Annotated in this window: 7 protein-coding genes; 4 read left to right on the forward strand and 3 right to left on the reverse strand. The window is 42.1% G+C overall.

Going from position 1 to position 11,406, the window contains the following annotated elements; all coding sequences use genetic code 11:
* Nucleotides 1–570: 570 nt before the first annotated feature.
* Nucleotides 571–1,359, reverse strand: a complete 789-nt coding sequence (gene cobM, locus IQ224_RS17160) for a precorrin-4 C(11)-methyltransferase (RefSeq protein WP_002743689.1) — start codon at nt 1,357–1,359, stop codon at nt 571–573.
* Between the two features lie 185 nt (nt 1,360–1,544).
* Between cobM and dnaB the strand changes: the two genes are divergently transcribed.
* Nucleotides 1,545–3,299 (forward strand): replicative DNA helicase, encoded by a 1,755-nt coding sequence (dnaB, locus tag IQ224_RS17165; RefSeq protein ID WP_194033264.1) that lies wholly within the window; start codon nt 1,545–1,547, stop codon nt 3,297–3,299.
* Nucleotides 3,300–3,335: 36 nt separating this feature from the next.
* Here the strand turns inward: dnaB and tnpA are convergent, their stop codons facing one another.
* Nucleotides 3,336–3,779 carry an IS200/IS605 family transposase gene (tnpA, locus tag IQ224_RS17170; RefSeq protein WP_002740761.1) on the reverse strand — a complete coding sequence of 148 codons (444 nt, stop codon included), beginning with the start codon at nt 3,777–3,779 and terminating at the stop codon, nt 3,336–3,338.
* Nucleotides 3,780–3,830: 51 nt separating this feature from the next.
* On the opposite strand from tnpA, the gene IQ224_RS17175 reads away from it, so the two are divergent.
* Both IQ224_RS17175 and IQ224_RS17180 read left to right on the forward strand, forming a co-directional pair.
* Nucleotides 3,831–5,408: a glycosyltransferase family 39 protein gene (locus IQ224_RS17175; protein WP_002743687.1), complete on the forward strand. Its 1,578-nt coding sequence runs from the start codon at nt 3,831–3,833 to the stop codon at nt 5,406–5,408.
* Between the two features lie 92 nt (nt 5,409–5,500).
* Nucleotides 5,501–6,817, forward strand: coding sequence for a family 10 glycosylhydrolase (locus IQ224_RS17180; RefSeq protein ID WP_194033262.1), 1,317 nt, complete (start codon nt 5,501–5,503; stop codon nt 6,815–6,817).
* Between the two features lie 372 nt (nt 6,818–7,189).
* Here the strand turns inward: IQ224_RS17180 and IQ224_RS17185 are convergent, their stop codons facing one another.
* Complete coding sequence (locus tag IQ224_RS17185) at nt 7,190–9,610, reverse strand: phosphoketolase (RefSeq protein ID WP_194033263.1); 2,421 nt, start codon at nt 9,608–9,610, stop codon at nt 7,190–7,192.
* Nucleotides 9,611–10,165: 555 nt separating this feature from the next.
* Between IQ224_RS17185 and gap the strand changes: the two genes are divergently transcribed.
* Complete coding sequence (gene gap / locus IQ224_RS17190; RefSeq protein ID WP_002793129.1) at nt 10,166–11,200, forward strand: type I glyceraldehyde-3-phosphate dehydrogenase; 1,035 nt, start codon at nt 10,166–10,168, stop codon at nt 11,198–11,200.
* The last annotated feature ends 206 nt before the right edge of the window (nt 11,201–11,406 follow it).

Here is an 11,406-nt window from a genome sequence, read left to right on the forward strand (position 1 = left end):
GGTGTGGGGTGTGGGGTGTGGGGTGTGGGGTGTAGGGTGTAGGGTGTAGGGTTTTACCGATTTTGAGGCGGTCAATTACCTAATTTTCAGGGAAAAAGTCCCGGAATTTTCCCCCCGATCACTCCCATCGCAGGTACTTTTTGATTTCAAAAAAGTCTAAAGATATTATCCAACAAGGTTTTTAGATTTATTCAGCGAACCCTAGACAGGTAAAGTGGGGTGGGTTAATTTTTAACCCATCCCACAGATCTTATTGCCATCTACCAACTTGAAAATCTAGACTGTTTTTCTCGCTCTAACTCGCTCTACCCTGCGAGGACTGGAGCAATCAAGGAAGTTAGGAACCTCCTGACGACAGTGAGGACAATACCAGTAGGCACGACTAGCCAAAAGGTGACGAAGGGTAATTCCCGAACAAATAGGGCAGCTGTGCATGGATTGTTAGACTAATTTTAAACGTTTTTAAAATTGTCCTACCTCCTGAAATAATCCTAAACAAAATCGCCGCTCTTTAACTCTAACTTGAGGTAGAAACCTAGTATTTCTTTCGATAGATTCCCCAGAAAATACCTAAGGATGAGGACGGAAAAGATGGGAATGTTGCGGGTGATAAAGTTGCGATCGAGTTCCTGTAATCTGGTTTAAAGCGGGACTAATTAGATAAAGGGTAGTTCTAGTTAAATTTTCCCGATGGGTTAATTGGGCCATCTCTGACAGGGGGACAACCCAGATTTTTTCGTCGGGCCAACCGAGACGGAAACAAACGGCCACCTGTTGCTCTGGTGAGTAGTATCGTAGGAGTTTTTCCTGGGCTTTGTCAACGTGACGGGCGGCTAAATATAGGCATAAACTGGCTTTATGAGCGGCTAAAGAGGCTAATTCTTCACTTTCTGGCATGGGAGAGGCTTTTCCTTCCACCCGGGTTAGAATAATTGTCTGGACTAATTCCGGAATCGTTAATTCTAGGGCCAATTTGGCCGCTAATCCTTGGAAGGCACTAATTCCGGGGATTAGCTGAAAGGGGATATCTGCTGCTGTCAAAAGCTCAATTTGTTCTTGGATGGCACTATAGAGACTTAAATCCCCCGATTGCAGTCGCACCACCGCTAAACCCCGACGCACGCGATCGATCATTAAAGGGATAATTTCCTCTAGGGTGATGCTACTGGTGGGAATTAACTCGGCATCTTTAGGAGTGTCCTCAAGAATCTGTTTGGGGACGAGGGAATCAGCAAAGAGGATGACATCGGCTTTTTGGAGAATTTTATAGGCTTTTACTGTCAATAATTCCGGATCTCCGGGTCCTGCACCAATAAAGTAAACGGCCGGGGAGAGCGCAGAGGAGTCAATTAAAGTCATACTAAATCCTGTTTAAAAGGGATATGGGGATGTGGGGATGTGGGGAAGTGGGGATGTGGAGAAATTTCAACTAAAACCCCAAAACCCTAAAACCCCAAAACTCAACCCCGATCATTAACCTGAACATTTGTATTTAATTAGGGTGAATGACTATAATTAATGATAAAGCACGGTCAGCATTGACAATGATTAGCGATCAATCCCTCCCCCCCCAAAATATTGAAGCGGAAGAATCTATCTTAGGTGGTATTTTACTAGATCCAAAAGCGTTAGGTAGAATCAGTGATTTTTTAATTCCAGAAGCTTTCTATGTGAAAACCCATCAAGATATTTATCGTGCGGCGCTTGCTTTACAAGGGAAGGGAAAACCGACGGATTTAATGACGGTTAGCAGTTGGTTACAGGATAATCATCTGCTGGAAGAAATCGGGGGAATGCCGCGATTGTTACAATTAATTGAGCGCACTGTCTCGGCTGCCAACATCGATCGCTATGCTGAATTAGTGATGGATAAATATATGCGTCGTCAGTTAATTTCCACCGGGGGAGAAATTATCGAGTTAGCCAGAGATACGACGCTAGAATTAGAAAATGTTTTCGATGAATCGGAACAAAAGATTTTTCGTCTCACCCAAAAACGACCCCAGGAGGGTTTAATTTTTCTGGGGGATACTTTAATCGAAACTTTTAACGAAATTGAGAAAATGCAGGAGACGACAACTCTACCCGGTATCGAAACTCAATTTTATGATCTCGATGCGATGACCAGTGGTTTACAACCCTCGGATTTAGTTATTATCGCGGGTAGGCCTTCCATGGGAAAAACTTCTTTTGCTCTTAATATTGCCTATAATATCGCTCAACAGAATTTACCCGTGGCTGTCTTTAGTTTGGAAATGTCTAAGGAACAATTAGCCCAACGTTTGTTATCGAATGAGGCTAAAATCGAAAGTAATCGGATTCGATCGGGCCGTTTGGGACAAAATGATTTAGAGAAGGTTCTTGGGGGACTAGAAAAGTTATTAAATTTGCCCATATATATCGATGATAGTGCCAATTTAAGTGTGATTCAAATGCGTTCCCAAGTGCGGCGTTTACAGGCAGAAAAAAAGGGACAAATGGGATTAGTTTTAATCGATTATCTGCAATTAATGGAAGGGGGAGGTGATAATCGTGTTCAGGAACTTTCTAAAATTACCCGCAGTCTTAAGGGTTTAGCCAGAGAAATTCATGCTCCAGTAATTGCTCTTTCTCAGTTAAGTCGCGCTGTGGAATCTCGCAATAATAAAAGACCGATGATGTCCGATTTACGCGAGTCGGGATGTTTAGCGGGTGATAGTTTAGTTGAGTTAGCTGATCCTCGTGCTAAAGTGCCAATTTGTCAGTTAGTGAATTGCTCTAATTTTACGGTTTTTGCTCTTAATGAGGAAACAATGAAATTAGAAAAAGCACTGGTAACTAAGGCCTTTTCCACAGGATTTAAGCCAGTTTTTCGATTAACAACTCGTTTAGGTCGCACGATTAGAGCTACAGCCAATCATCAATTTTTGACTGTCCACGGTTGGCAAAGATTAGATGAATTAAATATTGGTAATTATATCGCTTTACCTCGCTCTCTGAGTAATTCAGACCTAACTTTTAATTGGGATGAAGTTATGGCAATTCAAGCGGATGGAGAGACAGAAGTGTATGATTTAACAGTAGATAAATTGCATAACTTTATTGCCAATAATATCATCGTCCATAATAGTATCGAACAGGATGCGGATTTAATTATGATGTTATACCGAGATGAATATTATAACCCCGATAGTCCCGATCGAGGTGTGGCCGAAGTAATTATTACTAAACACCGTAACGGTCCCACTGGCACAATTAAGCTACTTTTTCAACCAGAATTTACCAAGTTTCTTAATCTTAAACAAAGTCGCTCTAATTAATGAACTACCCCGCCGCAAGCGGACGGGGTATCAGAATCAAAATAGACTCAATTGTAGATTTTGGTGTAGCTGCAGGTATTCTTTATCTTGTTCTTTTACATATCTCGCTATCATACCTTCATCCCCATGCTTTCCTACCGTACTTGCGTAATATCCATCACTCCAAAACTCTCCTCCCCACAACTGCTTTTTCACTTGAGGACACTTTTTGAAAATTTCTCTCGCCGTTATACTTTTAATCATTGTCACTATCCTTGTCACACTATAGGTCGGTACTGATTGCACCAGAAAATGCACATGATCTTTATCCACTCCAATTTCTACAAACTTTATCTCGTATCGTTTTTCCATCTCTAGACAGACTTCTTTCAACAAGCTATCTACCTGTTCGTCGAAAACGGCTTTACGATATTTGGCTGGGAACACTAAATGATATAGCAAAACACTTACATTATGGCTCTTATGGATGTATTCACTCATTTTTCTATTGTACGCCGCGAGCGGCGGGGAATTAGACCCGAAGAGATTAAAATGAAAGCAAATATTAATTATAAAACTCCCAATTGGCTCTTAATACTTTTGGCAATTATCCTAACTCTCGGTGTGGTTTTTCGTTTCGCAAATATCGATAAAAAAATCTATTGGCATGATGAATCCTACACCACCATTAGAACCACTGGTTATCAAGCAAAAGAAATCGCCGACACTATCTTTCAAAATCGTCTTTTATCTACCAGAGAATTAGGAAAATTTCAACAGCTAAAACCTGAAAGTAATGTTTTTGATACAATAAAATCTCTCGCTAAAGAAGACCCTCAACACCCACCTTTATACTTTATTATCTCTCGCTATTGGGAAAAAATATTCGGTTTTTCTCCCGTTTCTTCCCGCAGTTTAGCGATTGTTTTTAGTCTTCTCTCCCTGCCATTTATTTACTATCTATCCCTAGAATTATTTGCGGCAAAGTTAACGGCAATTTTAGCAGTAATTTTCTTGGCACTCTCTCCAGTTGATATAATATTTGCTCAAATGTCCCGTCAGTATAGTCTTTTAGTTTTGTTAACGATAATCAGTCAATTAATGCTGTTAAAATGCTTCAAAAAAACAACTTTTGTTAATTGGTCTTTATACACCGTCGCTAATACTCTCGGACTCTACACCCATCTCTTTTTTATTCTCAACTTATTTGCTCAAGCATCCTTGATACTTTGGTATCTTGTTATGAAACCAGAGCGAAAAAATAACTTGATATTTTTCCTGTTATCTGGGTTAACAATGATAATTTTATATATACCCTGGTTACAGGTTTTTTTAACTAACTCTCAAAGGGCATTTAACTCCACCAGTTGGGCTGCCGTTAACTATCTCGATTGGGGATTGTTCGGTAAATTATGGCTCTTAACTTTTACTTCTCTATTTAGCGATAGTGATTTTGGTTTTAATAACATCTTCACCTATATATATAGACTGATTTTTTTAATCTTAATTATCTATGCTTTTGAGCGAGTTTATCGCTACAATAACCCGATAGTTTTTACTTTTCTGATTACCTCAACCTTTGTACCTTTCCTCGCTTTAGTCATTCCCGATCTAATTTTGACCACCACTAGATCAACTGTCACCCGTTATCTAATTGCCTCCTTTCCCACTATCTATATAACTGTAGCTTTTTTCTTGTCACAATTGCTTAATCAAGGTAAATTTTTAGGTAAAATTATCTTGACTTTTTTGTTAACTGCTAGTATAATATCGAACTTTAATAATGCTCTTTCCGAAACCAGTTGGGCAAAAGTTCCTAGTTATTGGAATGGCGAAGTTGCCAGAAAAATTAATGCTGTACCCAATGCCATTATTATCAGCGACGAAGGTAATGACTGGACTAACTTAGGTGATTTGCTTTCCCTTAATTATCGTCTTAATGCTGATGTACAATACTTCCTGACTACCACTAACCCCGATACCGATAAGTTAAAAGAAGTTCTAGAAATTCCCCAGGCCAACTTATTTCTTTTTCGTCCTTCCAATCGGTTATTAGTGGCCCTAGATCAATTCGATATTCGTCTTGATTATTTCTATCCTCAAGGTCAATTGTGGCGAAGGAAGAAATAGGTAAATATATATTTTGGGTCAATCTAGCCTCAAAGAGTTGAGCAAAGCTGTTATTATAACCAGTTAAAACCGTTAATTCTCACCCTAAAGAAATGACTTTTCTAATTCCGACTAGCGTTTGGCGGCAAATTCTTAAAAAGTTCCCTATACTACTATTCTTAGCATCTTTTCTGATAGTCGTATTCTTAGGCTATTTTTCTACCGCTTTCTCTCAAAGTCGAGATCCTGATATTCGCGGTGTTTGGATTACCACCAACGATACTGCGATGCTGATGGACAGGGATAAACGACAACAGGCGATCGAGCAATTAGTTAATCTTAATTTTAATGCTATCTATCCCGTGGTCTGGAATTCCGGTTATGCTCTCTATCCTAGCGCGATCGCGAAACGGGAAGGAATACAGCCTTTTGTGCCTAAGGGAGCGCAGGGACAAGATATCTTGGCAGAATTGGTGGAACAAACCCGTGGCAGGGGATTATTGGTCATTCCTTGGTTTGAATTCGGATTTATGGCCCCTCCCACCTCAGAATTAGCCTTAAAACATCAGGACTGGTTAACCCAAAAACGCGACGGGGGAACCACTTGGGTGGGGGCAGCCGGTGAGGTGGTGTGGTTGAATCCCTTCCGTCCCGAGGTGCAGAATTTTCTGCGGGAGTTAGTCTTGGAAGTGGTGGGACAATACGATATTAACGGCATCCAATTCGACGATCATCTGAGTTTACCGAATGAATTCGGCTATGATCCCTATACTATCGCTCTTTATCAACAGGAAACCGAAAAAACACCTCCGGCTAACCCCCGGGATCCCGAATGGACAAAATGGCGGGCCGATAAAATCACCGCTTTTCTGGCTAATCTCAAAGAATCAATTCAGGCAATTAAACCGAATATACTGCTTTCGATCGCCCCTAATCCCTACGAATTCGCCTATAATGGTCATTTACAGGATTGGCTCGCTTGGGTGCGGCAAGGATTAGTCGATGAGTTAATCGTACAGGTTTATCGTCCCGATCTGCCCAGTTTTCTCAAACAATTAGAGCGTCCCGAAATTCAAGAAACCCAGCAAACTATCCCCACCGGTGTGGGGGTTTTAACCGGTTTACGCAATCGACCGATTGCCCTACCCTTGATTGAAGAAAAGGTATTGGCTGCTCGTCAACGGGGTTTAGGGGTGATTTTCTTCTTTTATGAAAGTCTCTGGCAGCAAGCCTTGGAACCTCCAGAAACCAGAAAAGCGGCAATTCAAGCAATGTTTTCGCAACCCATTACTCCCCGTCTTCCCGTGGTGGACAATCTCCCCTTAGTTAGTACGCCTGAACCTGTTTATCAGCCAGAACTAACCCCCACACCTCCCCCCTTAGCGCCGGACGGTATCGAAATTCCTGTAATTCCCCCTCCGGGTAGTTAATAGCAATTTTTGCCCAGAGAAATTACAGATCAAATCATCGAATTTAAGTCCCCCTTTTTCCCTTTTTTTTAACAGGGATGGAGATGCTGGGGGGATGAAAATTTTTTTAGTCAGATTTTGGAGAATTGGTATGAGTTAGACTTACTCATTCTCCGTATTGACATCTCAAACTGAATTGCTATGGTAAATCCCTTGATAGATAGGCATTTCAGTGTTTCAATCGGGACTCACTTCTGTGAAAACCGCTATATACAAACTCTATTAATTGCACCATAATTAAACTCAAATAATATTTTATTTAGGTGGAATAGGAAGATGAAATTTATCGATAAACTAATAAATTATCATCACCTAAACCACTTTCTAGCCTAATTAATAGGGCCATTTCCAGTTAGTAATCTCGTCCTTATCGATGCCATTGGTAAAAGCATAATCGAGATTATCGATAATGGCATTTTTCATCCGTTCTTTCACATGACCAGCAGCAGAACCTAATTTTGGCACGCGATCAATCACATCAATTACTAGATGAAAACGATCAACTTGGTTACGAATCGCTAATTCTAGGGGAGTATTAATATTCCCTTCTTCTTTGTAACCACGCACATGAATACGTTCTTGATTACTGCGACGGTAGGTAAGTTTATGAATCAGCCAAGGATAACCGTGGAAATTAAAGATAATTGGCTTATCAGGGGTAAATAAACTATCAAAATCCCGTTCTGATAAACCATGGGGGTGTTCACTTTCCGACTGTAATTTAAACAGATCAACCACGTTGATAAAGCGAACTTTTAAGTAGGGGAATTCCTCCCGTAGAATTGCCGTTGCTGCCAAAGATTCTTTAGTGATAATATCCCCACAGCAAGCCATAATTACATCTGGTTCATCGGGATTTGTTCCATCATCATCGTTACTGGCCCAATCCCAAATACCGATACCTTTGGTGCAGTGTTTAATTGCTTCTTCAATGGTCAAATATTGCAGGTGTTTCTGTTTATCAGCAACGATAATATTAGTGTAATCCTTGCTCTTGAGACAGTGATTAGTCACACTTAATAAACAGTTACCATCGGGGGGAAGATAAACCCGCACCACGTCGGCACTTTTATTGGTTACTAAATCGATAAAACCGGGGTCTTGGTGACTAAACCCGTTGTGATCCTGCCGCCAAACCACCGAGGATAATAAGAGATTCCAAGAGGAAACAGAAGCACGCCAAGGCACATGATTTTTGCAGATATCGAGCCATTTAGCGTGTTGGTTGAACATGGAATCGATAACGTGAGCAAAAGCCTCGTAGGAGTGAAATAAACCGTGACGACCGGATAATAAATAACCCTCTAACCAACCGACTAAAGTATGTTCACTCAGCATCTCCATCACACGACCATCGGGAGATAATTGGCTACCATCTAAATCCTCCGGATAGGTATCAGCTAACCAAGCTTTTTTAGTCACTTCATAGAGAGCCGCTAAACGATTAGAAGCAGTTTCATCCGGACCAAAGACGCGAAAATTAGTCATATTATTTCGCATGACATCCCGCAAAAATACCCCCATCACTCCCGTGTTTTCCGCTTCCACCTGGCCCGGGTGGGTGACATCTACGGCATACTGACGAAAATCGGGCATTTTTAGGTCTTTACGCAGCAATCCGCCATTAGCGTGGGGATTAGCACTCATGCGACGATGACCAATAGGAGCGAGTTCTTTAAATTCCGGCTTAAATTGACCTGTGGTATAGTCAAATAATTCCTCCGGGTTATAGCTTTTCATCCACTCCTCTAATTTTCTCAAGTGGTCGGGGTTTTCCTGCATAGCACCCATGGGGACTTGGTGAGCGCGCCAGAATCCTTCTACTTTATGACCATCAACGTTTTTCGGACCCGTCCAACCCTTGGGGGACCGCAGGATAATCATCGGCCAAGGGTAACGTTTAGCCACTCCCGTGCTGCGAGCTTCCTGTTGATAGGAGCGAATCTGATTGATACAGTGTTCTAGGGTGGCGGCCATTTTTTGATGGCAGTGCATGAGGTCTTCATCTTCCTTACATTCGACGATGTAGGGAGTGTAACCGTAACCAACAAAGAGACTTTCTAACTCGTGGGTCGAAATACGGGAGAGAATGGTGGGATTAGCGATTTTATAACCGTTTAAGTTTAAAATTGGCAGTACCGCACCATCGCGAATCGGGTTAAGGAATTTATTCGAGTGCCATGCGGTAGCAAGGGGACCGGTTTCTGCTTCCCCATCACCCACCACCACGGCCGTAATTAGGTCGGGATTGTCAAAAACAGAACCGTAGGCATGGGAAACACTATAACCCAGTTCGCCGCCCTCATGGATAGAACCGGGGGTTTCGGGGGTGACGTGACTACCGATGTGACCGGGAAAAGAAAATTGTTTAAAGAATTTTTGTAATCCTTCCTCGTCTTCACTTTTATCGGGGTAAATTTCCGAATAGGTTCCTTCTAGATAAACCGGACCGAGTACCCCCGGCGCTCCATGGCCGGGACCGGCCATAAAAATCATATCGAGGTCGTATTTTTTGATTAAACGGTTGAGGTGAACGTAGGTAAAACTTAAGGCCGGACTTGCTCCCCAGTGACCAAGTAAGCGATACTTAACGTGTTCGGGTTTAAGATGTTCTTTGAGCAGGGGATTATCGCGTAGATAAATCATACCTACAGCTAAATAGTTACAAGCGCGCCAATAGGCATGGGTTTTATAGAGTTCGTCTTGAGAAAGGGGATTTTGCTCTGTTAAGGGTCTTTCTGGTGCGGATACCATGAATATTTCTCCAATATCTATGAAGTATGAGATTAAGAGAGTTGATAGACAATTTCTCCAGATTATCGAGAGGGTTAACCCTCGGTCAGTTTTCAAACTGTAATCAAGAGTCTAACCTTTCGGAGCGTAAAAAACTATTAAAATAAGCTATATTTTGCCAATCCGGCTAGGGGAATTTATGTCAGTCGGGCGGGGTTTTTAACTCGCTTTTAAAGGCATATTAATATGTTCTTAACTTAGGAATCCACAAATTCTCAGGAAGCTTTTAATTATTTTTTAATGTCAACTTTTCCCAAAAGGCTATATAATCAGATTCTCGTTGGTCGGCAAGGGCCTAATCAGGTTTTCTCGATGCCGGTGGTAGGGATGAGTAGGATAGCAAATTGATGATTTTTTATCTTGGAAGGACTGAAACTTAAAATCTTTCTATACTTCATCTAGCGATCAACAAAAGCTGATTAGCATATATAGTGATTCTCTACAGGCTAATCAATTCTCAAATGATTTTTTCTTGATCGTGCCTAAGCTTATCGCAGCTGCAAAGGAGTTTTTTTCATGACAAAAGTAAGAGTCGCCATCAACGGATTTGGTCGTATCGGTCGCCTCGTTTTTAGGGCGGGTATCCAAAATCCTGATTTCGAGTTTGTTGGTATCAATGATCTCGTCCCCCCCGATAATATTGCCTATCTGCTCAAATACGACTCCACCCACGGACGTTTTCAGGGTACGGTAGAAGCGAAGGAAGATGGCATCGTCGTGGATGGTAAGTTTATCCCCTGTTACTCGATTAAAGACCCCGCTCAACTACCCTGGGGTGCAACCGGGGCCGATTATGTGGTCGAGTCCACCGGTTTATTTACCACCGCCGAAGGAGCAGGAAAACACCTAGAAGCCGGGGCCAAACGGGTGGTTATCTCGGCACCCACCAAAGATCCCGACAAAATTCGTACTATTGTACTAGGCGTTAACGACAATGAGTACGATCCCGCTAAGGATCTGATCGTCTCTAACGCTAGTTGTACCACCAATTGTTTAGCCCCGATCACCAAAGTTATTAACGATAACTTCGGACTAGCGGAAGGATTAATGACCACAGTACACTCGATGACCGCCACTCAACCCACCGTCGATGGTCCATCGAAAAAAGATTGGCGCGGTGGTCGCGGCGCTGGTCAAAATATTATCCCCTCCTCCACGGGGGCAGCCAAAGCAGTAACCCTAGTTATTCCTTCCCTCAAAGGCAAATTAACCGGTATGGCCTTCCGTGTGCCAACTCCCAACGTTTCGGCGGTGGATTTGACCTTTAAAACCGAAAAAGCCACCAGTTACGAGGAAATCTGCGCCGCTATGAAAGCCGCCAGCGAAGGACCGATGAAAGGTATCCTCGGTTATACCGATGAGGAAGTGGTATCGAGTGACTTTATCACTGACCCCCGTTCCAGTATCTTTGATGCTAAAGCCGGCATTCAACTTAATGCCAATTTCTTTAAGGTCGTCTCTTGGTACGATAACGAGTGGGGTTACTCCTGCCGGATGTTAGACCTAATGAAAATGATGGCAGCTAAGGAAGCAACCCTAGTAACAGCCTAAATCAGTTATCAGTTATCAGTTATCAGTTATCAGTAAACAGTAACCAGTGAAAAGACAGCACTGTTCATGCCATTATTAGGGTGCATCCCACATTTGCAGGAACACCGATAATCAGCAATTATCAGTGACTTTTAAATTATTACAGATATATCAGCAGCTGTCTGTAAGCATCCCACCGAAAAACTAATGCGCGGGGGGGTTTGGGG

This window comes from Microcystis sp. LEGE 00066 (assembly GCF_015207925.1).
GTDB lineage: Bacteria > Cyanobacteriota > Cyanobacteriia > Cyanobacteriales > Microcystaceae > Microcystis > Microcystis ichthyoblabe_A.